Genomic DNA, 24,708 nt, shown 5'->3' with positions numbered 1-24,708 from the left:
CGGTGTAGGGTGGACAACGCGCAGCTTGTCCATCGGCTCCGCGCCCGACCTTGACGCTATCGGCTGGCTGTCGCAGGCTCCTCGCCGAATTGCCACGAGCAGGACGCCATGCCGCACATTCTGATTGTCGAAGACGAAGCCGCGATCGCCGACACCCTGATCTTCGCTCTGCAGAACGAAGGCTTTACCACCACCTGGCTAAGCCTGGCCGAGCAGGCTCTGGCCGAACAGCAGCGCAATCCGGCGGATCTATTGATTCTCGATGTGGGCCTGCCGGATATCAGCGGCTTTGAAGCCTGCAAGCGCCTACGGCGGTTCTCTGAGGTGCCGGTGATTTTCCTCACCGCACGCAGTGAGGAGATCGACCGGGTGGTGGGCCTGGAAATCGGTGCCGACGATTACGTGGTCAAGCCCTTTAGCCCACGGGAGGTGGCGGCGCGGGTCAAAGCCATCCTCAAGCGTATGGTGCCGCGTGAAGTGCCCGCTGCGGGCCCGGTTGATGGGCCGTTCCAGCTCGACAGCGAGCGGGTGCAGATTCACTACCACCGCCAATTACTCAGCCTGACCCGCCATGAGTTCCGTCTACTGCAAAGCCTGCTGGCGCAGCCCGAACGGGTGTTCTCCCGCGAGCAACTGCTTGATGGTCTGGGTGTCGCCGCCGATGCCGGCTACGAGCGCAGCATCGACAGCCATATCAAAAGCCTGCGCGCCAAGCTGCGTCAGGTGAGCGCTGATGCCGAGCCGATCCAGACTCATCGCGGCCTGGGTTACAGCTACTCGCCGAGGCACGCCTGATGCCCTTGGGGATTCGCATCTTTCTGGTGTATTTCCTGTTTGTCGGCCTGGCTGGCTGGTTTGTCCTGAGCACGGTGATGGATGAAATCCGCCCCGGAGTGCGTCAGTCCACCGAGGAAACCCTGGTCGATACCGCCAACCTGCTGGCGGAGATTTTGCGCGATGAGGTCAAAGCCGGCCGCCTGCAACAGAGCCGTTTACCGCAGGTGTTACAGGCCTACGGTCAACGTCAGCCGCGCGCGCAGATCTGGGGCGTGGAGAAAACCCAGGTTAACCACCGCATCTATGTAACCGACGCCCAGGGCGTTGTGTTGCTCGACTCATCGGGCGCAGCGGTGGGCCAGGATTATTCGCGTTGGAACGATGTGCTGCTGACTCTACGCGGCGAATACGGTGCGCGTTCAACCAAGGAAGACCCAAGCGATCCCGACTCTTCGGTGATGTACGTGGCGGCGCCAATCATGGATGGCGCGCAGATTATCGGCGTGGTCTCGGTGGCCAAACCCAATCGCACCCTGCAGCCGTATATCGAGCGTTCCGAGCAACGCCTGGCCTGGCTCGGCGGTGGGCTGATCGTGCTCGGTTTGTTGATCGGAGCGTTGCTGTCTTTGTGGCTCAGCGCCGCGCTGCGCAAGCTCACTCGCTACGCCCAGGCGGTTAGCGCAGGGCAGCGTGCCGAGTTGCCGAGCGTGCACGGTGGCGAGCTGGCGCAACTGGCCGAGGCGATCGAACACATGCGTACCGAGCTGGAAGGCAAGGCCTATGTCGAGCGTTACGTGCACACGCTGACCCACGAACTGAAAAGCCCGCTGGCGGCGATTCGCGGCGCAGCGGAATTACTCGACAGCGAGATGCCGGCTGCACAACGCCAGCGCTTCGTGGCCAATATCGAGCAGGAAAGCGCGCGCATGCAGCAACTGATTGAGCGCCTGCTGCACCTGGCTCAGGTCGAGCAACGTCAAGGCTTGGAAGAGCAGGTGGAGGTGCCGCTGCGGCCATTGATCGACGCGTTATTGCAGGCGCAGATGGCGCGCATTGAGGCCGGCGACTTACAAGTTGAGAATCTGATTGAGCCTGCGCTCAGTGTGTGTGGTGAGGCGTTTCTGCTGCGTCAGGCGCTGGCCAATCTGCTGGATAACGCTCTGGACTTCACGCCCCCTGGCGGCCTGATTCGCTTTAGTGCGCAGGCACGTGGTGAGCAGGTTGAAGTGCGCTTGTTCAACCAGGGCGAGCCCATTCCCGACTATGCCTTAACGCGCCTGAGCGAACGGTTCTACTCGCTGCCGCGCCCCAATAGCGGGCGCAAGAGCACCGGCTTGGGGCTGAACTTTGTCGAGGAGGTGATGCAACTGCACGGCGGCGCATTGCAGATCGGCAATGCGCAAGGCGGCGTCGAGGTGTGCCTGCGATTACCGCGTTTCCTGGGTGAGTGAGCGGTTCGCTTGGTACTGCGTTTGCAGGTTGCGTTGAGTTCGGGCAGATGCTCTGATCGAGTCGTTGGGTTGGCGACGAGGGCCAGTCCGCGCACTATCCTTACTGTCTAAGAAGAAACTGAGCAGGAGCCACTGCATGATCACAGTCGCCGAGATACTCCGCGCCAAGCCGCAGGCCGCGGTTTATAGCGTCACCCCGACCACTTCGGTACTCGAAGCGATCAAGCTGATGGCCGAAAAAGGCATCGGTGCGCTGGTGGTGTTGGACAAGGGCCGCCTGGCCGGCATCGTCAGCGAACGTGACTACGCGCGTAAAGTCGTGCTGCTGGAGCGCGCTGCGGGCGATATTTCGATCAGCGAAATTATGACAGCAGATGTCTTAACGGTGAGCCCGCGTGACACCTCGCAGCATTGCATGCAGCTGATGACCGACCGCCATTTACGCCACTTGCCGGTATTGGCTGAAGGCGAACTCATCGGCCTGTTGTCGATTGGTGACTTGGTCAAAACCACCATCGCCGAGCAGGCCAGCCTGATTCAGCAGCTGGAACAATATATTCGCGGCGAGTAGAGCCATTGCAGCGGCTGCGCAGCCTGTCTTGACCCATTGGGTAAGCGCCAACGCGCGTGCGTAGATAGTGCTGTGCGGTCTGGGCCTGGCGCGCATACTGGCGGTTCAATAACCCTCAGGTAACGATCATGACCCTAGCCCTTACTCCGCTGCTTTCGCTTATCGCCGGTATTTTGATCCTTGTGGTACCGCGCTTGCTGAATTACATCGTGGCGATCTATCTGATTGTGGTCGGCTTGGTCGGCATATTCGGCACGGGTAATTTTAACTTGAGTTTTTAAGGGCTAAACCGCCCCGGTTTACCAGGGCGGCTCCGTTCAACTTGCCGGCGCGCGGCGCTTGGCCATTTGCCGCGACTCTCCACACATTCTCCATCTTCCCGCCATAAAACCCCCACTTGCGCTGCCCAGACTCTGCCTACCTAAACCGTAGCGGAGAGTTGCACCATGAACCGTATTCTGGGTTTCAAGTTGGGCGCTATCGCCTTATTGATCGTGTTGTTGCTGATACCGTTGCTGATGATCGGCGGGCTAGTGAGCGAGCGGCAGCAGCAGCGGGCACAGGTGTTGCAGGATATCGCCCGCAGTTCCAGTTATCGCCAACAGCTCACCGGGCCAATTCTGGTCATGCCTTACACCAAGGTTTGGAACCAGTGGAAAACCCACGCCAAGACCGGCGAGCGCTACCTGGAAGAGCAGAAGAGTCGAGGCCGCTTGTACTTCCTGCCGGAGCGTTTTGTGCTCAACGGTACGGTCAGCACTGAAGAGCGGGCGCGTGGTATCTACAAGGCGCTGTTGTACCGCAGCGACAACCAGATCAGTGGCGCCTTCAAGCTGCCGGTTCGGCTTGGCTTGGGGGGCGATCTGGGGCTGTACCAGTTCGACCGGCCCTTCCTCTCGGTCGGTATCAGTGACATTCGCGGCATCAGCAATGACCTGCAATTGCGCTTCAACGGCACAAACCTGAGCTTTGCCCCTGGCAGTGCCGATGAGCGTTTCGGCGCCGGTGTGCATGCACCGTTGCCGGCGCTGAATACCCTGGGCGGGCAAAGCCTAGAGTTTGCCTTTGACCTGAAACTGCAGGGCACCGAGCAACTGAGCATCACCCCGGTGGGCCGTGATAGCCGGGTCGAGTTGACCTCGAGCTGGCCGCATCCGAGCTTTATCGGTGAATACCTGCCGAGCAGCCGAGAAATCACAGCCAAGGGTTTCCAGGCGCAATGGCAGACCAGTTTCTTCGCCACCAACCTGGAAGAAGCGTTGGCCGATTGTGTGCGGGGTGACAGCTGCCAGGCGCTGACCGCTCGCCACTTTGGCGTGAGTTTTGTCGACCCGGTGGACCAGTACCTGAAAACCGAACGGGCAATCAAATACGCGCTGCTGTTTATCGGCCTGACTTTCGCCGTGTTCTTCCTCTTTGAAGTGCTCAAGCGCATGGCCGTGCACCCGGTGCAATACGCCCTGGTGGGCATGTCGCTGGCGCTGTTTTACCTGCTGCTGTTGTCGCTCTCTGAACACCTGAGTTTTGCCTTGGCCTATGGCATTGCCGCGACGGCCTGTGTGCTGCTGATTGGCTTCTACGTCAGCTACGTATTGCACAGCGCCCTGCGCGGCGCGGGTTTCGGCGCCTTGTTGGCGCTGCTCTACGGCATGTTGTTCGGTCTGCTTGGGGCTGAGGATTACGCCCTGCTGATGGGCTCGGTCCTGGTGTTTGCTGTGCTGACCGGGGTGATGGTGCTGACGCGCAAACTCGACTGGTACGGCGTGGGTAAAGCCGGTCCGGCCAGCAGCCTTTGACTTAGCCAGGGCGCCGCTCAGGCTGCGCCCGCCTTGGAGAGGTAAACACAATGCGCTTATTCATTCAGTTTTCCGCCTGTATCGCCCTGGGCCTGGCAGTAGCCATAGGGGTTCTCTTGGGGTTGATGTTCTGTGGCCAGTTTGACCTGATCAAAGGCCTGCAGCTAACCGGTCAACCGCTGGCGCAGTTGAGCCTGCTGCTGTTGCCGGAGGCGTTCTGGGAAGGTCTAACCGGGCTGGTCAACGCCGCCCAGAGTCGTGTGGTGCAATCGTTCTTGAGTTTGTGTGCGGCGCTGGGACAGGTCGCACTGCTACTGGCTATCGGCTTTTTTCGCCTGTGGTATGCACGGTGAGCGGCTATGTTGGGCTGCGTGAGGATGCGCGGCTTGGTGCGCATTTGGCCGTGCAGATTGCTCGACTGTTTCCGCGCCCGAGTGCGCGCGCTTGGCAGGCGCGCACCTATCAGCCGATAGCGCCTGAGCAGCGGCCAAGCGATAAGCCGGGTGGCCGCTGAAACGAGCTGCAGTGTCTGCGAGGCGGAGCGCAGAGGGGCTGGTTAGTCGGTCTCTGCGTCTGCGTCCACCACGCTGATTACCAAGTAGCGACAGCCTCTTGCGAAGTTTTGCAAGGAAATGACCTCGCCTGATACCGCGCCAAGTAGCGCGCTGCCGAGTGGCGAAAAGATTGAAACTTCATGGATATCCGGGCTGCTTTGGCTGTTTGCCACCAAAGTCAGTTTGGCCATGCTGTCGGCTTCCAGGTCGAGTAGTTTGAGCGTGCTGCCGATGCTGGCTACCTGAGCCAGGTGGCCGCTCGAGCGTAAGCGCTCGATACGCTCAAGTTTGCCGATTAGCGCCGTCAGGTCACGTGGACCAATCAAACAAACGCGGGCGTTTTTTAACAGGGCTTTGCGTGTATGCAACGTCATGGTGTCTCCTAGACGCAACAAGTCCGGATTAAACCGGTTAAATAAACAGACGGCTATGGGTGTTTATTAATGGGTTAAATAGGCGGGCTTCGGTGTTTAGTGAGGTTTCTGGGTTAATAATATTTCTTGTGTCTAAGGTTTAATGACTAATCAGCTATTGCTGATTCAACGCAGGATTTAGACGTTCTTGGCGTTTTTTGTCGGTAGATAAGTGGTTATTTAACGGCGCAGTAAAAAGTTTGCTTTATTGTCAGCCAGCAACCTATGGGCGCTACCATAATGCATCTAGGAATATAAGCAAGCCTGCCGCCTGGCGGGCTCGGCAGCCTGCTGCCAGTTCTGCGAATGCAATGTATTTTAGTTTTTTCACGGTGATAGAGGGGCTGTTTTAGTGCCGTGCGAGCCTTTATTGCTCGATTGCTTTTTACGCAGTAGGCGCCCTGTGTGAAGGCGCACTTTATGTATGCAGTATGGCCTTGAGTTTTTAACGGAAAGCGTACGGGTTAATAATCTAGATAATGTTCAGCGCACTGCAATAAACAGCGTCGGGTGGGGCTGCCTTTTCTATGGCTGATTTGATGGCGTCATATTGTTTTTGTCGACTTCAGCCGATGCGGGCTGCGCCGGCGTCGAGGCACTCCAACGATCAGCGCGTGCATTAATGCCTGTTTTTTCAGCTGCTACGCTTACCCGGCCGCGGCCATTTCCGAGCTTTTAAATGCGCTTTCCGCCTGGTCTGAGGCGCTGCGTACGGGGCTGTTGTGCGCAGGTATTGGCAGGCCGTACTGCGCAGGGTGTTAGACCAAGGTGGTGTGGTGACCCGTTGGAGCGCCTTAATTTTCAGCGAAGTGATTGTTAATTAAGGAGAAATATAAAAATTCAGCGAGGCGCCCGCCAGCTAATACCAATGTCTATCTGTCGGCTTGTGGTGTCCTGCTGCTAGTTTGAAGCTGTACGAGAATAACAATAACCGGAGGAGTTTATGACTTCTGAAAAAGCTAACGCTGCAGCGTATTGGAAGGCGAATGTTCGGCTGATCACGTGGAGCCTGATTGTCTGGGCAGTGGTCTCATACGGCTTCGCCATACTGCTTCGACCCATGTTGGCAGGCATTTCTGTCGGTGGTACTGACCTTGGTTTCTGGTTCGCTCAGCAAGGTTCGATCATCACCTTTGTCGGGATCATTTTCTTCTACGCGTGGAGAATGAACAAACTCGATAAACAATTCGGTGTCGAGGAATAACCCATGAGCCAGTTTGTAATCAATATGCTGTTTGTGGGCGCCTCCTTCGTGCTCTATTTCGGCATCGCCATCTGGGCCCGTGCCGGCTCAACCAAGGAATTCTATGTCGCTGGCGGTGGTGTTCACCCCGTCACCAACGGCATGGCCACTGCGGCTGACTGGATGTCGGCCGCTTCCTTTATTTCCATGGCGGGGCTGATCGCTGCCGGCGGTTATGCCAACTCCACTTACCTGATGGGCTGGACCGGCGGTTATGTGCTGCTGGCCATGCTGCTGGCGCCTTACCTGCGTAAGTTCGGTAAGTTTACCGTGCCAGACTTCATCGGCGACCGCTTCTACAGCAATGGCGCACGCCTGGCTGCCGTGGTGTGCTTGATCATCATCTGCGTCACCTACGTAATCGGCCAGATGGCTGGTGCGGGTGTGGCATTCTCGCGCTTCCTTGAAGTGAGCAACTCCACCGGTATCTGGATCGCGGCTGGCGTGGTGTTCTGCTACGCGGTGTTCGGCGGCATGAAGGGCATCACCTACACCCAGGTGGCGCAGTACGTGGTGCTGATCATTGCTTACACCATTCCTGCGGTGTTTATCTCCCTGCAACTGACGGGTAACCCGGTTCCGATGCTCGGCATGTTCGGTGACCATGTCGAGTCAGGTGTGCCGCTGCTGCAGAAGCTCAATGAAGTGGTTATGGGGTTGGGCTTCACCTCTTACACCGGGGATATCAGCAGCAAGTTGAATATGGTGTTGTTCACCCTGTCGCTGATGATTGGTACGGCGGGTCTGCCGCACGTAATCATTCGCTTCTTCACTGTGCCGAAAGTGGCTGATGCGCGCTGGTCGGCTGGTTGGACCCTGATCTTCATTTCCCTGCTGTATCTCACTGCACCTGCTGTGGCCTCCATGGCTCGCCTGAACCTGCTGACCACCGTCTACCCGCAGGGTGATGCGGCGCCAGCGCTGGTGTATGCAGAGCGTCCGGACTGGGTGAAAACCTGGGAAACGACTGGCTTGATCAAGTGGGAAGACAAGAATAGCGACGGCCGTATTCAGCTGTACAACGATGCCGCTCCAGCCTTTACTCCGACTGCTGAAACACGTGGCTGGAAGGGCAACGAGCTGACCGTTAACAACGATATTCTGGTACTGGCTAACCCGGAAATTGCCAACCTGCCAAGCTGGGTAATTGGCTTGATCGCAGCAGGTGCAATTGCGGCTGCATTGTCGACGGCGGCGGGTCTGTTGCTGGCCATCTCTTCGGCAGTGAGTCATGACCTGATCAAGAACATGATCAATCCCAAGATCAGTGAGAAGGGGGAAATGCGCGCTGCGCGGATTTCCATGGCGGTAGCGATCCTGCTGGCCACCTGGTTGGGGCTTAATCCGCCCGGCTTTGCGGCGCAGGTGGTGGCATTGGCCTTCGGTATTGCGGCGGCCACGCTATTCCCAGCGTTGATGATGGGGATCTTCTCCAAGCGGGTAAACGACAAGGGTGCAATTGCCGGCATGCTGGTAGGCCTGGTGTTCACTGTCGTGTACATCTTCCTGTACCTGGGTTGGTTCTTTATCCCTGGCACGGCGACCTTCGCCAACACCCCGGATAACTGGATGTTCGGCATCTCGCCGCTGTCCATCGGTACTGTGGGTGCGGTGATCAACTTCGCGGTTGCCTACGCCGTGTCCCTCTCTACTGTGGCCCCGCCTCAGGAGATTCAAGACCTGGTGGAAAGCGTACGTACTCCCAAAGGTGCTGGTGGCGCGTTGAGCCACTGAGCATAATCAAGCCTGATCAATGCTGATCAGGGTTTTATCAGCGGGCCTCTTTGTGAGGCCCGTTTTATTTCGGGAGTCAGTCAATGTTGTGGACACTACTTGCCATCGGGGTTGCGGGGCTGGGGGCGGCGGGTATTGCCATGCTGCTGCGCAAACTGACGGGCAATCGTTTGCCGAAGTGGATCATCCCTGCGTTTGGCGGTTTGGGCATGCTGAGCTACCAGATTTACTACGAGTACTCCTGGTTCGAGCATCAGCTGCAGCGTCAGCCGGCGGAGTCCGTGCTGGTATCCAGTGAGTCCGGCGAGGTGTTTTGGCGGCCGTGGACGTTCTTCTGGCCAATGACCACGGCCTTTACCGTGCTCGACAGCAAAAGCCTGCTGCGCGAGGAGGCGGCGGGTAGCAACCTGGTGGCGTTCAACCTGTACCGCTTTGAAAAGCAGCATGTTGATCGGGTCAGTCATCAGCCCCATTTGCTCAACTGCACCACCGCCGAGCTGCTGCCGCTGGATGCGCAGAAGAAGCCGCTGCTGCAACAGATGAAGCGCATAGAGCGTGACGGTGTGCTTTACCAGCGTGCCTGCTCTTAAGGGCTTGTAGATTCACCTGTTGGTTCGGCTTCGGCGTTAGCTTGGGGCCGTGCCATAGACACAGATCAATACAGCCCCTTGGCGGGCTCCCTAAAATCGCGACCCCCTTGGTTTCCCGAGCTCGCGGTTTATGGCCACTCTCCCTGCTTACCCTGAACTGTTGTCCCCGGCGGGGACCCTGAAGAATATGCGCTACGCCTTCGCCTATGGCGCGGATGCGGTGTATGCCGGCCAGCCGCGTTACAGCCTGCGGGTGCGTAACAACGAGTTTGACCACGCGCATCTGGCCTTGGGCATTGCCGAGGCTCACGCACAGGGCAAGCAGTTTTATGTGGTGGTGAATATTGCCCCGCATAACGCCAAGTTGAAGACCTTCCTCAAGGACTTGGCGCCGGTGATTGAGATGGCACCCGATGCGCTGATCATGTCTGACCCGGGCTTGATCATGCTGGTGCGTGAGCATTTCCCGCAGATGCCGATTCACCTCTCTGTGCAGGCCAATGCGGTGAACTGGGCCAGCGTGAAGTTCTGGCAGCAGCAGGGGTTGAGCCGGGTCATCCTGTCGCGCGAGCTGTCGCTGGAAGAAATCGCCGAAATTCGCAGTGAAGTACCCGGCATGGAGCTGGAGGTCTTTGTCCACGGTGCGCTGTGCATGGCCTACTCCGGGCGCTGCCTGCTGTCGGGCTATATCAACAAGCGCGACCCTAATCAGGGCAGTTGCACCAATGCCTGTCGCTGGGAATACAAAGCCGAGCAGGGCGCTCAGAACGAGCTGGGCGATATCGTGCGCATCGTTGAGCCGACCCTGGGGGTTGGCGCGCCTACCGAGCAGGTGTTTCTGCTGCAGGACGCCTCGCGCCCAGACGAGCCCATGCCGGCGTTTGAAGATGAGCACGGCACCTACATCATGAACTCCAAGGACCTGCGCGCGGTGCAGCATGTCGAGCGTCTGGTGCAGATGGGCGTGCACTCACTGAAAATCGAGGGGCGCACCAAATCCCACTACTACGTGGCGCGTACGGCTCAGGTGTACCGCAAGGCCATCGATGATGCCATCGCCGGCAAGCCGTTCGACAAGAGCCTGATGAACACTCTGGAATCCCTGGCCCATCGCGGTTACACCGAGGGTTTTCTGCGCCGCCATGTGCACGACGAATACCAGAACTACCAGCGCGGTAGCTCGGTCTCCGAACAGCAGCAGTTTGTCGGTGAGCTGACAGGCGAGCGGCGCGGCGAGTTGGCTGAGGTTAAGGTGAAAAACCGCTTTGCCATCGGCGACGGCCTGGAGCTGATGACCCCCCAGGGCAACCTGCGCTTTAGCCTTGAACAGCTGGAAAACCGTAATGGCCAGGCAATGACCGTCGCCCCTGGGGACGGCCACGTGCTGTACCTGCCCGTGCCGCCTGAGGTGCAGCTGGAATATGGCTTGTTGATGCGCGATCTGTAGGGCTGCTAGATCGAATGCGCCAGTTTACGCCGCCGGCTATTGAGCTGTTGCAGCAGCACGGGCAGGCTGTCGAGCGCTTGCTGGCGCGCTTTGCTAAACAGGATCAACGCCAGTTCAGCGGTGACCAGCGCATCGGCACTGGCGTGATGGCGCTGCTGCACCTGTAGGCCGAAGTGCTGCGTCCAGCCGTCCAGGCCAGCGTTGCCCACGCCGGCCTTGGGGCACAGCAGCGGGGCAATTTCCGCGACATCAAAGAACGCATGCTGCAAGCGGTAGCCCAGGCTCTGCTTGAGGGCGCGGGCCAGCATGCGTTGGTCGAATTCGGCATGGAAGGCCAGCAGCGGGCTGTCGCCGACAAACTCCATAAAGGCCAGCAGTGCTTCAGCGGGCTCCTCGCCCATGGCAATTTCGCTCGGGGCGATGCCGTGGATCAGGGTGCTGGCGCTGGCCTGGTGGCCTTCGCGTTGCAGCGTGCATTCAAATTGCTGGCTCAGGTCGATGGCCGAATTTTCGATCACCACCGCGCCGATCGACAGCACCACATCGCGGCGCATGTTCAGGCCACTGGTTTCCAGGTCGAGGACGACGAAGCGCTGCTGCAGCGTGCGGCTGTCGAGGGGCGCCGCCTCGGCTAGTTGTTGTCGGCGTTTAAGCTGCGCCTCGGTCAGTGCCGGCTTGTGCCCGGTCAGCCAGGTAAATGTGCTCATAACTGATACCTCACGGCCAGGCTGCCCTGCAGTCGCTGCGCCTGGCGGAAGGACTCACGCAGGATGCGTCGATCCAGGTGGTTGAGGTTATCGGGGTCGACGCGATTGGAATAAGGTTGGCCATTGCGCGCCTGTAACTGGTGCTGCTGCATACGCGCCTGCTGGATGTAGTGATAGGCCTCTTCGTAGGCCGCACCATCCTGGGCCTCGATAACGCCTTGGTCGATCAGCGCGCGCAGGCGTTCGAGGGTGTTGCAGGCACCGATGCCGTGAACCAGAGCCAGCAAACGTGCGCCATCGACGAAGGGCGTCAGGCCTTGCACCTTGAGGTCGAGGGTGTCTTTCTCGGCGCCTTTACGGGCCACCACAAAGTCGCGAAACAACCCAACCGGCGGGCGCTGGCGTAGGGCGTTTTCAGCCATCATGCGCTGAAACAGGCTATTGCCCGCCACGTGTTTAAGCATGCCCTGGCGCAATTGTTCGCAGCCCTGCGGGTCGCCCCAGACGGCGCGCAGGTCGAAATAAATGCTGGAAGCCAGCAGGTTTTCCGGGGTGGTTGCTTGAACAAAGCTGTCGAAGCGCTTGCTCCACTCCTGGCGCGACAGGCACAGCTCAGGATTGCCGGCCATGATATTGCCCTTGCACAGGGTAAAGCCGCACTGGGCCAGGCGCAGGTTGATCTCATGGGCCAGCGGTAACAAGCGTCCGCGTATCGCCGCCGCCTCGGCGGCATCAGGGGCCTCGAAGAGAATGCCGTTGTCCTGGTCGGTGTGCAGGGTTTGTTCACTGCGGCCTTCGCTGCCGAACACCAGCCAGGTAAACGGGATGCCAGGGTCGCCCATGTCCTCCAGAGTCAGCTCGATGACCCGGCACACGGTGTGGTCGTTGAGCAGGGTGATCAGCTGGGTGATCTGCGTGGAGCTGGCGCCATGGGCGAGCATGTTATCGACCAGTTGGCAGACGTCACTGCGCAGCGCGGCGAGGGTTTCCACCCGCCCAGCATGGCGAATGGTACGCGCCAGGTGCACTAGGTCGACCCGTTGCAGGCTGAACAGGTCGCGCTCGGAAATCACCCCGCAGAGTGTGTCGTGCTCGACCAGGCAGACGTGGGCGATATGCCGCTCGGTCATGGCCATGGCCGCATCGAAGGCGCTGGCATCCGGCGGCAAATAGAAGGGGGCAGGGGTCATCAGGCTGGCGATGGGTTGTTCCAGCACACTGCCGTCCGCCACCACTCGGCGCAGGTCGCGCAGGGTAAAAATGCCCAGTGGTTTATGCCTGGGGTCGACGATGACGATGCTGCCGACCTGCTGTTCGTGCATCAGTTTGACCGCATCGCGCAGTGGCATTTCTGGGGCACAGCTGACGGGCGTGCGCATGGCCAATTGGCCAAGGCGAGTGTCCAGCGAATACTGCGCGCCCAGGGTTTCCACCGCACTCATCTGCACCTGCTGGTTGACCTGGTCGAGCAAGCTGCTGACCCCGCGCAGGGCAAAGTCACGCAGCGGATTGGACAGGGCGAACAGTTTGATAAATGCGGGTTTGTTCAGCAGCAGGCAAAAAGTGTCTTCGCCGGCCAGGTGCTCCGTGCGGGTGGCGCGTTCGCCGATCAGCGCGGCCAGGGGGAAACATTCGCCGGTGGTAATTTCGAAGGTGGTTTCTGTGCCGCGCCGCGCCGAGTGCGGGCGCTCACCGTGTACGCGACCTTGTTTGACGATAAAGAAGTGCTCAACCGGGCCATCATCCGGTTTGAGGATGGTTTCGCCCGCGCTGTAGAAGCGCAGCTGACAGTTCTCCACCAGGTACGCCAAGTGGGCCGTGTCCATCTGGTTGAACGGCGGAAACTTCTGCAGAAACGCCATGGTGCCATGGATGTTCTGCAGCACGGCCGTCTTACCTGCCTGGGCGAATGCGTCCGTTGTGCTCATGGGCATCTCGACAATCATCAGAAGCCTATGCTCGGCCGTGGGGGCAAATGCTGCCATTGGACGTAAGTCTAGGCGCCCTCAGCAGGCTGCCCTGGCGTGGCGACTGACGTCAGTGAGGGGCTGCTTGGGTTAATCTGCGGCCATAAAAAAACCGCCCCGAAGGGCGGTTTTTCACAGCAGCTGCGAATTACAGGCCGTTAGCGGCTTTGAACTCGCGGCGGCGGCGGTGCAGGACCGGCTCGGTGTAACCGTTTGGCTGCTTGGCGCCTTCGACTACCAGTTCCAGGGCAGCCTGGAAGGCGATGTTGCTGTCGAAGTTCGGTGCCAGCGGACGGTACAGCGGGTCATTGGCGTTCTGACGATCGACGACCGGCGCCATGCGCTTGAGGCTGGCAACGATCTGCTCTTCAGTGGCGATGCCATGACGCAGCCAGTTGGCCAGCAGCTGGCTGGAGATGCGCAGGGTGGCGCGGTCTTCCATCAAGCCGACGTCGTTGATGTCCGGTACTTTCGAGCAGCCAACACCCTGGTCGATCCAGCGCACCACGTAACCGAGGATGCCCTGCGAGTTGTTGTCCAGTTCGTTCTGGATTTCCTCAGCCGACCAGTTGGTGTCTTGCGCCAGCGGAATGCTCAGGATGTCATCAACAGAGGCTGGCACGCGCTTGGCCAGTTCAGCCTGACGGGCGAACACGTCAACCTTGTGGTAGTGCAGCGCGTGCAGCGCGGCGGCGGTTGGCGACGGTACCCAGGCGGTGTTGGCGCCGGCCAGCGGGTGAGCGATTTTCTGCTCGAGCATGGCCGCCATCAGGTCGGGCATAGCCCACATGCCTTTACCGATCTGTGCACGGCCCTGCAGGCCAGTGGCCAGGCCGACATCGACGTTGTTGTTCTCGTAAGCAGCGATCCACTTCTCGTTTTTCATGGCCGCTTTGCGCACAACGGCACCAGCTTCCATGGAGGTGTGGATTTCGTCACCGGTGCGGTCGAGGAAGCCGGTGTTGATGAACACCACGCGCTCGCTGGCGGCTTTGATGCACGCCTTGAGGTTGACGGTGGTGCGACGCTCTTCGTCCATGATGCCGACTTTCAGCGTATTGCGCGTCAGGCCCAGGACGTCTTCAACGCGGCCGAAGATCTCGGTGGTGAATGCCACTTCTTCTGGGCCGTGCATCTTCGGCTTCACGATGTACATGCTGCCGGTGCGGGTGTTTTTGCGGCTGGTGTTGCCATTCAGGTTGTGCACGGCGATCAGGCTGGTAAACAGCGCGTCCTGGATGCCTTCCGGAATCTCGTTGCCTTGGGCATCGAGAATCGCCGGGTTGGTCATCAGGTGACCGACGTTACGAATGAACAGCAGGCTGCGCCCGTGTAGGGTCAGCTCGGAGCCGTCGGTCTGGGTGTAGACGCGGTCCGGGTTCATGGTGCGGGTGAAGGTCTGGCCGCCCTTAGCCACTTTTTCGGACAGATCGCCCTTCATCAGGCCCAGCCAGTTGCGGTAGACCACGACTTTGTCGTCGGCATCGACCGCAGCAATGGAGTCTTCGCAGTCCATGATGGTGGTCAGCGCCGCTTCCATGAGCACGTCTTTAACGCCGGCAGCATCGGTCTGGCCGACTGGGGTGCTGGCGTCGATCTGGATTTCGAAGTGCAGGCCGTTGTGCTTGAGCAGTACGGCGATTGGCGCTTCGGCAGGGCCTTGGAAGCCAACCAGTTGCGTGTCATCACGCAGGCCGCTGTTGCTGCCGCCTTTGAGGGCGACCACCAGCTTGCCGTCAACAATGCTGTAGTTGGTGGAGTCGACGTGCGAGCCTGCCGCCAGCGGTGCGGCATCGTCGAGGAAGGCGCGGGCGAAGGCGATGACTTTGTCACCACGAACCTTGTTGTAGCCACGGCCTTTTTCGGCACCGCCTTCTTCGCTGATCGCATCAGTGCCGTACAGAGCGTCGTACAGCGAGCCCCAGCGCGCGTTAGAGGCGTTCAGGGCGAAGCGCGCGTTCATCACCGGTACAACCAGCTGCGGGCCAGCCAGACGGGCGATTTCTTCGTCGACATTCTGGGTGGTGGCCTGGAAGTCAGCCGGCTCTGGCAGCAGGTAGCCGATTTCCTGCAGGAAGGCTTTGTAAGCCGCTGCATCATGGGCCTGGCCGGCGCGGGCTTGGTGCCATGCGTCGATCTGTGCCTGGATCTGGTCGCGCTTGGCGAGCAGGGCGTGGTTTTTCGGTGCCAGGTCATTGATGACCGCTTCGGCACCTGCCCAGAACGTCTCGGCACTCAGGCCGGTACCGGGGATGGCTTCGTTGTTCACGAAGTCGAACAGCACTTTGGCAACCTGCAGGCTGCCTACTTGAACGCGTTCAGTCATCACTTGCCTCACTCTGCTCAGCTCTACTCAATAGCCGCGTCGGACATGGGTAATAAGTCATGTAGTCCGAGGCGCGGCATACTACATCAAGATCAGGGGAAAATCAGTCGGTGCGCGTCGCGCTGCGACTAGGAAGTGCTTTGCAGTCACTCTGTGCGACCTTTTGTCGCTACATTCTCCTAATATTGTTTCATATAAAGCAAAAAACAGTACACAGTTAATTGTGCGTATCGCGCTCAATCTGTTTGTCCGGGCTTACCTATACTGCTCTGCACCTTTAGGGAGTGCGAATCTTATGCCTGTACACGCCGCCACAGTTGCAGACTTGGATGAGCTGAGCGAGATGTTTGGCGCCTATCTTGGGTTTTATAACGTCGACAAACCCGCGGCGCAGGTGCGCGACTTTATTGCCGCTCGGCTGGACAACGCCGACTCGACGATTCTGCTGGCCCGTGATGAGCAAGGCGGCGCATTGGGCTTTGTTCAGCTCTATGCCTTTTTTGCCTCGCTAGCGTTGCAGCCGGCTTGGTTGCTGAGTGATCTGTATGTCTGCGAGCCGGCGCGTCGTCAGGGTGTCGGCGAGGCGTTGATGAATGCCGCTCGCGCGCATGCTGAAGCTACCGGTGCCTGCGGTTTGCAGTTGGAGACGGCAAAGAGCAATCTGCCAGGACAAGCCCTCTATGAACGCCTGGGTTATGTGCGTGATGAGGCGTTTTATACCTATTGGCTGGGGTTGAATTGAGCAGCCGCTGAATTAAGGAGCAGAACATGGATCATCTGGTACTGACGGTTATCGCCCAGGATCAGCCTGGGCTGGTCGAGCGTGTGGCTCAATGCATCAGCGAGCATGGTGGCAATTGGCTGGAAAGCCGCATGTCACGCATGGCCGGCCAGTTCGCCGGGATACTGCGGGTCGATGTGCCACTGGCGGCGCATGCTGGCTTGGTCTCGGCGCTGGAGGCGCTGCAGGCGCAGGGTATTCGCGTGCAGGTCGCGGTGGGTGGTGATGCGCCGACGAGCGTTTGGCAGCCGATTCGCCTGGAGCTGGTGGGCAATGATCGCCCGGGTATCGTGCGCGATATCACCCGTTTGCTCAGTAGTCAGGGCGTCAATCTGGAGAGCTTGAACACCGAGGTGGTGCCGGCGCCGATGAGTGGCGAGCTGCTGTTTCAAGCCCAAGCACTGCTGGGCGTGCCGCAGAGCCTGAGCCTGGAACACCTGCAGGGCCTGCTGGAAAGCCTGGCCGATGACCTGATGGTGGAGCTGAAGCTGCGGGTCGAGGAGTAGCCTGTGGGGGTTATCCCCGCCCCGTGTGGATAACTCTGTGGGTAGCATGAGGAGCCCCGGAGCACTGCTTAGTGCCCCGGGGCTTTTGATTAACTGCTTAAAAAATAAGCACTTAACCTATGGTTGTGCACAAAGGCCGGGGATGCTTCTGTGGATAACCGTGGGGCAACCCGCTGCAGCCCAGGCGGGCTATGTGTTGCAGCGGGCTGGTTGTTTTTTAAACAGGTCGGCGTTTGCGCAGGGTCAGCCAGGCGTCGACGCTGTAGATCGCCAGGCCAGCCCAGATGCAGATAAAGGCCAGCAACTTGCTCGGGTCGAAATGCTCGCCAAACAGGAAGATCGCCTGTAGCAGTACCAGGGTCGGGGCCAGGTACTGCAGAAATCCCAGGGTGGTGTAGGGCAGGTGGCGGGCGGCGGCGTTGAAGCACACCAGGGGCACCAGGGTGATCGGGCCCGCGACAATCAGCCAGAGCGCTTCCGGGGTGCTCCAGAAGTCCGCTTGAGTGCTCATGGCGACGGGGTTGAGCAGCAGCCAGCCGATTGCCAGAGGAAGTAGTAGCCAGGTTTCCACCACCAGGCCGGGCAGGGCCGCCACAGGCGCCTGTTTGCGAATCAGCCCGTAGAAACTGAAGGTCAGTGCCAGCACCAGGGATACCCACGGAATGCTGCCAACCTGCCACAACTGCTGCAGCACGCCCAGCGCGGCCAAGGCCACGGCCAGCCACTGCAAGCGGCGGAGGCGCTCGCCGAGAATCAGCATGCCCAGCAGCACGTTGACCAGCGGGTTGATGTAGTAGCCCAGGCTGGCTTCAAGCATGCGCCCGTCATTCACCGCCCATACATAGACCAGCCAGTTGCTGGCGATGAGCAGCCCGCTGAGTGCCAGCACGGCAAAGCGTTTGGGGTTGGCCAGCAGCTCGCGTAGCCAGCCGGGGTGCTTCCACACCAGCAACAGCAAGGCACCGAATACCGCAGACCAGAGCGCGCGGTGCACGATGATTTCCACCGCTGGTACGCTTTGTATGGCTTTGAAATAGAGCGGGAACAGGCCCCAGATGATGTAAGCGGTTATGCCGAGAATGTACCCGCGACGCGGGTTGACGGTGGTCATGCTGGGTCCTTGCTTAGGCTGCTAACTAAAGACCGGGGATTCTAGTCGCGGCGCAGGGGCTTGTCTGGTCGTTCAGCTTGGCTGTCAGGGGCCTGCACCGAATTAGTGTAAATCTGACGTTACACGGTGTGAGCAACTGTTAGGTCTGCGCCCTCTATTCGCTGTCGTTGGGCGCAGGTCGTAGGTTCGGGGGCGCGGCGCGATCCCCAGTATTACGCGCTGATGGGGGGCGCCTCGAGCTCTCGCCTTCCAGGGCATTGCCATTGTTAGGTGCGGGGCAGCGCGCCGATCAGAACAGCTTTAACGGCTCTTCATCCAGTGCGGCCATTTGCTCGCGCAGGATCAGGATCTGATCGCCCCAGTAACGTTCGCTGCCGAACCAGGGGAAACTCATGGGGAAGGCCGGGTCGTCCCAGCGCCGCGCCAGCCAGGCGCTGTAATGCATCAGGCGCAGGGCGCGCAGGCCCTCGATCAGCGGTAGCTCGCGTGGGTTGAAATCGTGGAATTCCTGGTAGCCGTCCATCAACTCGGAGAGCTGGCCAAGGCGCTCATGTCGTTCGCCGGCGAGCATCATCCACAAGTCCTGAACGGCTGGGCCCATGCGGCAGTCGTCGAGGTCGACCATGTGAAAGGTCTCGTCGCGGCACAGCAGGTTGCCGGGGTGGCAATCACCGTGCAGGCGTATCGCTTGCACCGGGTTGGCGGCGAACAGCGTGTCCAGGCGCTTGAGTAAGTCGCGGGCGACGGACTCGTAAGCCGGCAGCAAGCTGCGTGGAATAAAGTTGCCCTCCAGCAGAGTGGCCAGCGATGCGTGGCCAAAGTTGCTCACCTGCAAGGCTTCACGGTGGGCAAACGGCTTGAGTGAGCCCACGGCATGCAAGCGGCCGAGCAGCTGGCCGAGACGATACAGTTGGTCGAGGTTGCCGGGCTCTGGCGCGCGGCCGCCGCGGCGGGGAAATAGCGCAAAGCGAAAGCCGGAATACTCGAACAGGGTTTCGCCATCGCGCACCAGTGGGGCCACCACCGGCACCTCGCATTCGGCCAGCTCGAAGGTAAAGCTGTGCTCTTCACGGATTGCCGCATCGGTCCAGCGATCGGGGCGGTAGAACTTGGCGATCAGCGGCGTTTCGTCCTCAATGCCCACCTGATACACGCGGTTCTCATAGCTGTTTAGCGCCAGCACGCGGGCATCGCTGAGGTAGCCGATGCTCTCCACGGCATCCAGCACCAGGTCGGGCGTGAGTGCAGCAAATGGATGGGACATGGGCGACTCCGGTGAGTGGGCCGCAAAGTGTAACCCTTATGTCGCTGCGGATGGCTGGCCGCGCTCAGTCGCCCGGTTTGGGTGTGCGCGCCAGGCAATACACATCTACCCGCGCCGCGCCGGCTTTCTTTAGTAAGCGCGCCAGGCTTTCGGCGGTGGCACCGGTGGTCAGTACGTCATCAACCAACGCGACATGCAGGTCTTTGACCTGGCTATCCGCCGCCAAGGCAAAGGCCTTGCGCAGGTTGCGTTTGCGTGTGGCGGCATCCAGTTGCTGCTGCGCTGGGGTGTCGATAGTTCGCAGTAGCCAGTGCGGTTGCAGGGGGGTCTGCAGTTGGTGACTGAGCCATTGGGCGAGCAACCCCGCTTGATTGAAGCCGCGCTGGCGTTGGCGTTTATCCGCCAGCGGAACGGGCAGTAGCAGAGCTGGTTTGCTCAGGCCGTCATCAAAGGCATGGCGCAGATGATGTGACAAAAGCTCGCCGAGCAGACGTCCCAATGGCCACTTGGCCTGGTGCTTGAACCGAGTGATCAGGCTGTCGATGGGGAAGGCGTAGCGCCAAGGCACCTCAACCTTGCTAAAGCTCGGCGGCTTTTTCAGGCAGGTCCCGCATACCAAACCCTGGCTGGGTAATGGCAGGGCGCAGACCTGGCAATGTCCGCCCAGCCAGGGCAGTTCTGCCTCGCAGTTGGTGCAGATAGGCAGCGCGCCATCTGCAGCTTCATCACAGAGCAGGCAGTATTGTTTGTTTTTTAACCAGTTGTAAACCTGATGGCTTTGGTGAGGTTGACAGCGCATAAGCCTTCCATAATTATGCCGAGCATCCGTGTCGCGCCTGTTGAATCTAGCAGTGCGCCGCCAACAATAAGGAATTACCGATGAGCGCCACCACCGCTGCCAACCTGCGTCACGACTGGACTCTCCCTGAGGTCAAGGCGCTCTTCGAGCAACCGTTCAACGACCTGCTGTTCGCCGCGCAGACCGTGCACCGTGCGCACTTCGATGCGAACCGCGTGCAGGTCTCGACCCTGCTGTCGATCAAGACCGGCGCCTGCCCAGAAGACTGCAAGTATTGCCCGCAGTCCGGCCACTACAACACCGGCCTGGAGAAGGAAAAACTGCTGGAAGTGCAGAAGGTGCTGGAGGCCGCCGCTGAGGCCAAGGCCATCGGCTCCACGCGCTTCTGCATGGGCGCGGCGTGGAAGCACCCGTCGGCTAAAGACATGCCCTACGTGTTGAAGATGGTTGAGGGTGTTAAAGCCTTGGGCCTGGAAACCTGCATGACCCTGGGCAAGCTGGATAAAGACCAGACCCAGGCGTTGGCCGAGGCGGGCCTCGACTACTACAACCACAACCTGGACACCTCGCCGGAGTTCTACGGCAATATCATCACCACCCGTACTTACGCCGATCGCCTGGAAACCCTGGCCTACGTGCGTGACTCGGGGATGAAGATCTGCTCCGGCGGAATCCTCGGCATGGGCGAGTCGCTGGACGACCGCGCTGGGCTGCTGATTCAGCTGGCCAACCTGCCGGAGCATCCGGAGTCGGTGCCAATCAACATGTTGGTGAAGGTTAAAGGTACGCCACTGGCCGATGAGCAGGACGTTGACCCGTTCGACTTTATCCGCATGCTCGCCGTGGCGCGGATCATGATGCCGCAGTCGCACGTGCGCCTGTCCGCCGGTCGCGAGGCAATGAACGAGCAGATGCAGGCCCTGGCTTTCTTCGCCGGCGCCAACTCGATTTTCTACGGCGATAAGCTGCTGACCACCGCCAACCCGCAGGCCAACAAAGATATGCAGCTGTTCGCCCGCCTCGGCATCAAGCCAGAAGAGCGCGAAGAGCATGCCGACGAAGTGCATCAGGCCGCTATCGAGCAGGCCCTGGTCGAGCAGCGCGACTCCAAGCTGTTTTATAACGCTGCCGTCTGAAGTCGGAGGGCGGGTGAGCGTCGTTTCACCCGCCCTGCCTAGTCCTTTGTAGGGTGGCTAACCCGTTTGCGGTTATCCACCGGGTCCTGCCTATGTCTTTCGATCTTGCCTCTCGCCTCGCCGAGCGCCGCAGCGCCAACCTCTATCGCCAGCGCCCTCTGCTTGAATCGCCGCAGGGGCCGTTGGTCACCGTTGATGGCCGCCAGTTGCTGGCCTTCTGTTCCAACGATTACCTCGGCCTGGCCAATCACCCGCAAGTGATTGAAGCCTGGCGTGCTGGCGCGGCGCGCTGGGGTGTCGGGGGTGGCGCGTCGCATCTGGTGATCGGCCACAGCACCCCGCACCACGAGCTGGAAGAGGCGCTTGCCGAATTCACCGGGCGGCCGCGTGCGTTGCTGTTCTCAACCGGCTATATGGCTAACCTGGGCGCTGTTACGGCGCTGGTCGGGCAGGGCGACAGCGTGCTGGAAGATCGCCTTAATCACGCCTCGCTACTGGATGCCGGGCTGCTCAGCAACGCGCGGTTTTCCCGTTATTTGCACAACGATGCAGTGAGCCTGGCCAATCGCCTGCGCAAAGCCACGGGCAATACCCTGGTGGTCACCGATGGCGTATTCAGCATGGATGGCGACCTGGCCGACCTGCCGGCGCTGTGCGCCGAAGCGCGTCGCGCCAATGCCTGGGTTATGGTCGACGATGCCCATGGTTTCGGCCCGCTGGGTGTCACCGGTGGCGGCATCGTTGAGCACTTTGGTCTGGGTGTTGAGGATGTGCAGGTGCTGGTCGGCACGCTCGGCAAGGCGTTCGGCACCGCCGGAGCCTTTGTCGCCGGCAGCGAGGAGCTGATCGAAACCCTGGTGCAGTTCGCACGGCCCTATATCTACACCACCAGTCAGCCACCGGCGCTGGCCTGCGCCACGCTGAAAAGCCTGGAGCTGCTGCGCAGCGAGGATTGGCGGCGCGAGCATTTGCATGCGCTGATCAAGCGCTTCCGTGAAGGTGCGCAGGCCATCGGCCTTGAGCTGATGGACAGCGCCACACCTATCCAGCCGATCCTGATTGGCGACAGTGGTCGTGCCATGCATCTGTCGCAGATGCTGCGTGAGCGTGGCCTGCTTGTCACTGCGATTCGCCCGCCCACCGTGCCGGCCGGCAGTGCGCGCCTGCGCGTGACCCTGTCCGCGGCGCACAGCCTGGAGCAGCTGGAATTATTGCTGGAAGCCCTGGCCGAGTGCTGGCCGATGTTGGCGGGCGAGGGCGCCGTGCATGCGTGATCAGCTAATTTTGTTGCCGGGCTGGGGCCTGGGAACTGTGCCGTTGCAGCCCCTGGCCGAGGCCTTGCGCGGGCTTGATCCGCATCTGCATGTGGCGATTGAGCCGCTGCCGCAATTGGATTCCAGTGCCCCGGCTGACTGGCTGGATGAGTTGGATGCCAGGCTGCCACAGGACGCCTGGCTAGGCGGCTGGTCCCTTGGCGGCATGCTTGCGGCTGAGCTGGCGGCGCGCCGTGGCGAGCGTTGTCGCGGCTTGCTGACGTTGGCCAGTAACCTGCGTTTTGTTGCCGATCCGAGTTGGCCAAGCGCCATGCCCGACGAAACCTTTGCTGGGTTCCGTCAGGGTTGTGCTGCCAATACGGCGGCTACGGTGAAGCGCTTTGCCTTGCTTTGCGCCCAAGGGGCTGCGGATGCTCGTGGTCTTTCGCGGCAGTTGCTCGCGGCTGCGCCGCCGTCTCAGCCGGCCACGCTGCTGGCTGGATTGGATGTGCTGGCTGCCTTGGACACGCGCGTTGCGCTGCAGGCGGTTGTCGGCCCGCAACTGCACCTGTTCGGCGACGCTGATGCGCTGGTGCCGGCTGCCGTGGTTCAGGCTTTATTGGCGGAGCTGAAGAATGTTGAGGTTGGTTTGATTGAGCACGCCAGCCACGCCTTCGTCCTTGAGCGTCCCGCTGCAATCGCCGCAGCTATTCAGCGTTTTCTGCGTGGGGCCGGTCATGACTGATCTAGCTGAACATGCACGCGGCGGCCTGCCTGATAAGCGTCAGGTAGCGGCCTCTTTTTCCCGGGCGGCGCAGAGCTACGACAGTGTGGCGGCTTTGCAGCGCAAGGTCGGCCAGCAGCTTCTGGCGCAGTTGCCCGGCTCGATCAGCCCCGCACGTTGGCTTGATCTGGGCTGCGGCACCGGCTATTTCAGTCGCGCCCTGGGCGAGCGTTTCCCGGCCAGTCAGGGTGTGGCGTTGGATATCGCTGAAGGCATGCTGAGGCACGCCCGGCCGCTGGGCGGCGCGCAGCAGTTTGTTGCCGGCGATGCTGAGCGTCTGCCGCTGCGTAACGAATCCTGCGACCTGCTCTTCTCTAGTCTGGCGCTGCAGTGGTGTGCGGACTTTGCCGCCGTGCTTAGCGAAGCAGCGCGCGTGCTCAGGCCTGGCGGCGTGCTGGCGTTTAGCAGCCTGTGCATCGGCACTCTGCAGGAGTTACGTGACAGCTGGCAGGCGGTGGACGGTTTTGTCCACGTCAATCGCTTCCGCCAGTTTGAGGATTATCAGCGCCTATGTGGCGACAGCGAGCTGACGCTATTAAGCCTGCAAACCACGCCTGAAACGCTGTATTACCCCGATGTGCGCAGCCTGACCCATGAGCTGAAAGCCCTTGGCGCGCATAACCTTAACCCCGGTCGGCCGGATGGTTTGACGGGGCGGGCGCGGATGTTGGCGTTGCTTAAGGCCTATGAGCAGTTTCGCCAGCCGCAAGGGCTGCCGGCGACCTATCAGGTGCTCTACGGCGTGTTGCGTAAGGAGGTTAACTAGATGAGTCAGGCATTTTTCGTCGCCGGTACCGATACCGAGATCGGTAAAACCACTGTCGCTGCCGGCCTGTTACATGCGGCGCGACTGGCTGGTTTGTCCACGGCCGCGGCCAAACCGGTCGCTTCGGGCTGTATGTTGACCGTCGATGGATTGCGCAATGACGACGCCCTGGCGTTACTGGGCGAATGCACCCTCAAGCTGCGCTACGAGGAGGTCAACCCGCTGGCATTTGCACCCGCCATTGCCCCTCACCTGGCTGCACGCGAGGCCGGTGTATTGCTGGATGTGGCGGCGCTACAAGGGCCGGTGCAAGCCATTCTGGATAAGCGTGCAGACTTCACCGTGGTCGAAGGCGCGGGCGGTTGGCGTGTGCCGCTGGCCGGGCAGGCGACGTTGTCGGATGTGGCCATTGCCTTGCAGCTGCCGGTAATTCTGGTGGTCGGTGTGCGGCTGGGCTGCATCAATCACGCGCGGCTGACGGCCGAGGCGATTTTGCGTGACGGTTTGCCATTGGCAGGCTGGGTGGCAAATATTGTTGACCCACTGACCTCGCGCCTTGAAGACAATTTAGCAACATTGGCAGAGTGGTTGCCCGCGCCTTGTTTGGGTTATGTACCGCGCCTGGCGGAGGCTACGCCGGCTGCGGTTTCCAGTTATCTCAACCTCGATCTTCTGCGCAACCCGCTATAAGCAGACAAATTGCCATAGCCTTTTGCCTGTACGTATTTCGAG

25 protein-coding genes are annotated in these 24,708 nt (G+C 60.3%); 18 read left to right on the top strand and 7 right to left on the bottom strand.

From position 1 onward, the window contains the following. The first annotated feature begins 108 nt into the window (after nucleotides 1–108). The 7 genes from creB (at nucleotide 109) to SOP97_RS14810 (ending at nucleotide 5,109) form a co-directional block, all read left to right on the top strand. A complete protein-coding gene (creB, locus tag SOP97_RS14840) occupies nucleotides 109–795 on the top strand; it encodes a two-component system response regulator CreB (protein WP_322949877.1) in 687 nt (228 codons plus the stop codon). After that, complete coding sequence (gene creC, locus SOP97_RS14835; protein WP_322949875.1) at nucleotides 795–2,228, top strand: two-component system sensor histidine kinase CreC; 1,434 nt, start codon at nucleotides 795–797, stop codon at nucleotides 2,226–2,228. Before creB ends, creC begins: the two co-directional genes overlap by 1 nt. A gap of 136 nt (nucleotides 2,229–2,364) precedes the next feature. Beyond that, nucleotides 2,365–2,799, top strand: a complete 435-nt coding sequence (locus tag SOP97_RS14830) for a CBS domain-containing protein (protein WP_322949873.1) — start codon at nucleotides 2,365–2,367, stop codon at nucleotides 2,797–2,799. A gap of 128 nt (nucleotides 2,800–2,927) precedes the next feature. Further along, entirely contained in the window at nucleotides 2,928–3,080 is a 153-nt protein-coding gene (locus SOP97_RS14825) for a DUF3096 domain-containing protein (protein ID WP_167376774.1), read from the top strand. A gap of 165 nt (nucleotides 3,081–3,245) precedes the next feature. Continuing rightward, nucleotides 3,246–4,595: a cell envelope integrity protein CreD gene (gene creD / locus SOP97_RS14820; RefSeq protein ID WP_322949871.1), complete on the top strand. Its 1,350-nt coding sequence runs from the start codon at nucleotides 3,246–3,248 to the stop codon at nucleotides 4,593–4,595. Nucleotides 4,596–4,645: 50 nt separating this feature from the next. Beyond that, nucleotides 4,646–4,948, top strand: a complete 303-nt coding sequence (locus SOP97_RS14815) for a hypothetical protein (protein WP_322949869.1) — start codon at nucleotides 4,646–4,648, stop codon at nucleotides 4,946–4,948. After that, on the top strand, nucleotides 4,945–5,109 hold the full coding sequence (locus SOP97_RS14810) for a hypothetical protein (protein ID WP_322949867.1): 165 nt from the start codon (nucleotides 4,945–4,947) through the stop codon (nucleotides 5,107–5,109). Before SOP97_RS14815 ends, SOP97_RS14810 begins: the two co-directional genes overlap by 4 nt. A 42-nt stretch (nucleotides 5,110–5,151) precedes the next feature. Here the strand turns inward: SOP97_RS14810 and SOP97_RS14805 are convergent, their stop codons facing one another. Further along, nucleotides 5,152–5,523 carry a GreA/GreB family elongation factor gene (locus tag SOP97_RS14805; protein ID WP_322949865.1) on the bottom strand — a complete coding sequence of 124 codons (372 nt, stop codon included), beginning with the start codon at nucleotides 5,521–5,523 and terminating at the stop codon, nucleotides 5,152–5,154. A 982-nt stretch (nucleotides 5,524–6,505) separates the two neighbouring features. Here SOP97_RS14805 and SOP97_RS14800 point away from each other — a divergent pair. The 4 genes from SOP97_RS14800 to trhP all read left to right on the top strand — a co-directional run bounded on the left by SOP97_RS14800 (nucleotide 6,506) and on the right by trhP (nucleotide 10,576). Next, on the top strand, nucleotides 6,506–6,766 hold the full coding sequence (locus SOP97_RS14800) for a DUF4212 domain-containing protein (protein ID WP_274089164.1): 261 nt from the start codon (nucleotides 6,506–6,508) through the stop codon (nucleotides 6,764–6,766). A gap of 3 nt (nucleotides 6,767–6,769) precedes the next feature. Continuing rightward, a complete protein-coding gene (locus tag SOP97_RS14795) occupies nucleotides 6,770–8,539 on the top strand; it encodes a sodium:solute symporter family protein (RefSeq protein WP_322949864.1) in 1,770 nt (589 codons plus the stop codon). An 83-nt stretch (nucleotides 8,540–8,622) separates the two neighbouring features. After that, nucleotides 8,623–9,129 (top strand): hypothetical protein, encoded by a 507-nt coding sequence (locus SOP97_RS14790; RefSeq protein ID WP_322949862.1) that lies wholly within the window; start codon nucleotides 8,623–8,625, stop codon nucleotides 9,127–9,129. A 130-nt stretch (nucleotides 9,130–9,259) separates the two neighbouring features. Next, nucleotides 9,260–10,576, top strand: coding sequence for a prephenate-dependent tRNA uridine(34) hydroxylase TrhP (gene trhP / locus SOP97_RS14785; protein WP_322949860.1), 1,317 nt, complete (start codon nucleotides 9,260–9,262; stop codon nucleotides 10,574–10,576). A gap of 5 nt (nucleotides 10,577–10,581) precedes the next feature. Here the strand turns inward: trhP and SOP97_RS14780 are convergent, their stop codons facing one another. From SOP97_RS14780 to SOP97_RS14770, 3 genes are all read right to left on the bottom strand, one after another. Next, nucleotides 10,582–11,283 carry a 3'-5' exonuclease gene (locus SOP97_RS14780; protein WP_322949858.1) on the bottom strand — a complete coding sequence of 234 codons (702 nt, stop codon included), beginning with the start codon at nucleotides 11,281–11,283 and terminating at the stop codon, nucleotides 10,582–10,584. Then, nucleotides 11,280–13,211, bottom strand: coding sequence for a putative nucleotidyltransferase substrate binding domain-containing protein (locus SOP97_RS14775; protein ID WP_322949856.1), 1,932 nt, complete (start codon nucleotides 13,209–13,211; stop codon nucleotides 11,280–11,282). The genes SOP97_RS14780 and SOP97_RS14775 overlap by 4 nt, the downstream gene beginning before the upstream one ends. Before the next feature lie 187 nt (nucleotides 13,212–13,398). Further along, nucleotides 13,399–15,576, bottom strand: a complete 2,178-nt coding sequence (locus SOP97_RS14770) for a malate synthase G (protein WP_322949854.1) — start codon at nucleotides 15,574–15,576, stop codon at nucleotides 13,399–13,401. 295 nt (nucleotides 15,577–15,871) lie between these two features. Here SOP97_RS14770 and SOP97_RS14765 point away from each other — a divergent pair, with 295 nt between their 5' ends. Both SOP97_RS14765 and SOP97_RS14760 read left to right on the top strand, forming a co-directional pair. Next, entirely contained in the window at nucleotides 15,872–16,318 is a 447-nt protein-coding gene (locus SOP97_RS14765; protein WP_322949852.1) for a GNAT family N-acetyltransferase, read from the top strand. A gap of 26 nt (nucleotides 16,319–16,344) precedes the next feature. After that, entirely contained in the window at nucleotides 16,345–16,863 is a 519-nt protein-coding gene (locus SOP97_RS14760) for a glycine cleavage system transcriptional repressor (protein WP_322949850.1), read from the top strand. 217 nt (nucleotides 16,864–17,080) lie between these two features. Here the strand turns inward: SOP97_RS14760 and rarD are convergent, their stop codons facing one another. From rarD to SOP97_RS14745, 3 genes are all read right to left on the bottom strand, one after another. Then, nucleotides 17,081–17,974 carry an EamA family transporter RarD gene (rarD, locus tag SOP97_RS14755; protein WP_322949849.1) on the bottom strand — a complete coding sequence of 298 codons (894 nt, stop codon included), beginning with the start codon at nucleotides 17,972–17,974 and terminating at the stop codon, nucleotides 17,081–17,083. A 289-nt stretch (nucleotides 17,975–18,263) separates the two neighbouring features. Further along, nucleotides 18,264–19,238, bottom strand: coding sequence for a serine/threonine protein kinase (locus tag SOP97_RS14750; RefSeq protein WP_322949847.1), 975 nt, complete (start codon nucleotides 19,236–19,238; stop codon nucleotides 18,264–18,266). Between the two features lie 64 nt (nucleotides 19,239–19,302). Then, nucleotides 19,303–20,037 (bottom strand): ComF family protein, encoded by a 735-nt coding sequence (locus tag SOP97_RS14745; protein WP_322949845.1) that lies wholly within the window; start codon nucleotides 20,035–20,037, stop codon nucleotides 19,303–19,305. Nucleotides 20,038–20,117: 80 nt separating this feature from the next. On the opposite strand from SOP97_RS14745, the gene bioB reads away from it, so the two are divergent. The 5 genes from bioB (at nucleotide 20,118) to bioD (ending at nucleotide 24,666) form a co-directional block, all read left to right on the top strand. Further along, a complete protein-coding gene (gene bioB, locus SOP97_RS14740; protein WP_322949843.1) occupies nucleotides 20,118–21,173 on the top strand; it encodes a biotin synthase BioB in 1,056 nt (351 codons plus the stop codon). A gap of 92 nt (nucleotides 21,174–21,265) precedes the next feature. Beyond that, nucleotides 21,266–22,447 carry an 8-amino-7-oxononanoate synthase gene (bioF, locus tag SOP97_RS14735; RefSeq protein ID WP_322949841.1) on the top strand — a complete coding sequence of 394 codons (1,182 nt, stop codon included), beginning with the start codon at nucleotides 21,266–21,268 and terminating at the stop codon, nucleotides 22,445–22,447. Beyond that, nucleotides 22,440–23,171 (top strand): alpha/beta fold hydrolase, encoded by a 732-nt coding sequence (locus SOP97_RS14730; protein ID WP_322949839.1) that lies wholly within the window; start codon nucleotides 22,440–22,442, stop codon nucleotides 23,169–23,171. The genes bioF and SOP97_RS14730 overlap by 8 nt, the downstream gene beginning before the upstream one ends. Further along, nucleotides 23,164–23,976, top strand: a complete 813-nt coding sequence (gene bioC / locus SOP97_RS14725) for a malonyl-ACP O-methyltransferase BioC (protein WP_322949837.1) — start codon at nucleotides 23,164–23,166, stop codon at nucleotides 23,974–23,976. Before SOP97_RS14730 ends, bioC begins: the two co-directional genes overlap by 8 nt. Then, entirely contained in the window at nucleotides 23,977–24,666 is a 690-nt protein-coding gene (gene bioD, locus SOP97_RS14720; protein ID WP_322949836.1) for a dethiobiotin synthase, read from the top strand. The last annotated feature ends 42 nt before the right edge of the window (nucleotides 24,667–24,708 follow it).

This window comes from Pseudomonas spirodelae (assembly GCF_034653255.1).
In the GTDB taxonomy this organism is placed as follows: domain Bacteria; phylum Pseudomonadota; class Gammaproteobacteria; order Pseudomonadales; family Pseudomonadaceae; genus Aquipseudomonas; species Aquipseudomonas spirodelae.
The sequence above is the reverse complement of the archived record's forward strand: the minus strand, read 5'-3'. Positions and strand labels throughout refer to the sequence as shown.

What these genes read in the sequence shown, in the direction of transcription:
- SOP97_RS14770 (WP_322949854.1), bottom strand. Translation starts at nt 15,576, where the DNA reads ATGACTGAACGCGTTCAAGTAGGCAGCCTGCAGGTTGCCAAAGTGCTG.
- SOP97_RS14775 (WP_322949856.1), bottom strand. Translation starts at nt 13,211, where the DNA reads ATGAGCACAACGGACGCATTCGCCCAGGCAGGTAAGACGGCCGTGCTG.
- SOP97_RS14830 (WP_322949873.1), top strand. Translation starts at nt 2,365, where the DNA reads ATGATCACAGTCGCCGAGATACTCCGCGCCAAGCCGCAGGCCGCGGTT.
- creC (WP_322949875.1), top strand. Translation starts at nt 795, where the DNA reads ATGCCCTTGGGGATTCGCATCTTTCTGGTGTATTTCCTGTTTGTCGGC.
- creB (WP_322949877.1), top strand. Translation starts at nt 109, where the DNA reads ATGCCGCACATTCTGATTGTCGAAGACGAAGCCGCGATCGCCGACACC.
- rarD (WP_322949849.1), bottom strand. Translation starts at nt 17,974, where the DNA reads ATGACCACCGTCAACCCGCGTCGCGGGTACATTCTCGGCATAACCGCT.
- bioF (WP_322949841.1), top strand. Translation starts at nt 21,266, where the DNA reads ATGTCTTTCGATCTTGCCTCTCGCCTCGCCGAGCGCCGCAGCGCCAAC.
- bioB (WP_322949843.1), top strand. Translation starts at nt 20,118, where the DNA reads ATGAGCGCCACCACCGCTGCCAACCTGCGTCACGACTGGACTCTCCCT.
- bioD (WP_322949836.1), top strand. Translation starts at nt 23,977, where the DNA reads ATGAGTCAGGCATTTTTCGTCGCCGGTACCGATACCGAGATCGGTAAA.
- SOP97_RS14825 (WP_167376774.1), top strand. Translation starts at nt 2,928, where the DNA reads ATGACCCTAGCCCTTACTCCGCTGCTTTCGCTTATCGCCGGTATTTTG.
- SOP97_RS14790 (WP_322949862.1), top strand. Translation starts at nt 8,623, where the DNA reads ATGTTGTGGACACTACTTGCCATCGGGGTTGCGGGGCTGGGGGCGGCG.
- creD (WP_322949871.1), top strand. Translation starts at nt 3,246, where the DNA reads ATGAACCGTATTCTGGGTTTCAAGTTGGGCGCTATCGCCTTATTGATC.
- SOP97_RS14750 (WP_322949847.1), bottom strand. Translation starts at nt 19,238, where the DNA reads ATGTCCCATCCATTTGCTGCACTCACGCCCGACCTGGTGCTGGATGCC.
- SOP97_RS14745 (WP_322949845.1), bottom strand. Translation starts at nt 20,037, where the DNA reads ATGCGCTGTCAACCTCACCAAAGCCATCAGGTTTACAACTGGTTAAAA.
- SOP97_RS14780 (WP_322949858.1), bottom strand. Translation starts at nt 11,283, where the DNA reads ATGAGCACATTTACCTGGCTGACCGGGCACAAGCCGGCACTGACCGAG.
- bioC (WP_322949837.1), top strand. Translation starts at nt 23,164, where the DNA reads ATGACTGATCTAGCTGAACATGCACGCGGCGGCCTGCCTGATAAGCGT.
- SOP97_RS14805 (WP_322949865.1), bottom strand. Translation starts at nt 5,523, where the DNA reads ATGACGTTGCATACACGCAAAGCCCTGTTAAAAAACGCCCGCGTTTGT.
- SOP97_RS14760 (WP_322949850.1), top strand. Translation starts at nt 16,345, where the DNA reads ATGGATCATCTGGTACTGACGGTTATCGCCCAGGATCAGCCTGGGCTG.
- SOP97_RS14765 (WP_322949852.1), top strand. Translation starts at nt 15,872, where the DNA reads ATGCCTGTACACGCCGCCACAGTTGCAGACTTGGATGAGCTGAGCGAG.
- SOP97_RS14815 (WP_322949869.1), top strand. Translation starts at nt 4,646, where the DNA reads ATGCGCTTATTCATTCAGTTTTCCGCCTGTATCGCCCTGGGCCTGGCA.
- SOP97_RS14800 (WP_274089164.1), top strand. Translation starts at nt 6,506, where the DNA reads ATGACTTCTGAAAAAGCTAACGCTGCAGCGTATTGGAAGGCGAATGTT.
- SOP97_RS14795 (WP_322949864.1), top strand. Translation starts at nt 6,770, where the DNA reads ATGAGCCAGTTTGTAATCAATATGCTGTTTGTGGGCGCCTCCTTCGTG.
- trhP (WP_322949860.1), top strand. Translation starts at nt 9,260, where the DNA reads ATGGCCACTCTCCCTGCTTACCCTGAACTGTTGTCCCCGGCGGGGACC.
- SOP97_RS14730 (WP_322949839.1), top strand. Translation starts at nt 22,440, where the DNA reads ATGCGTGATCAGCTAATTTTGTTGCCGGGCTGGGGCCTGGGAACTGTG.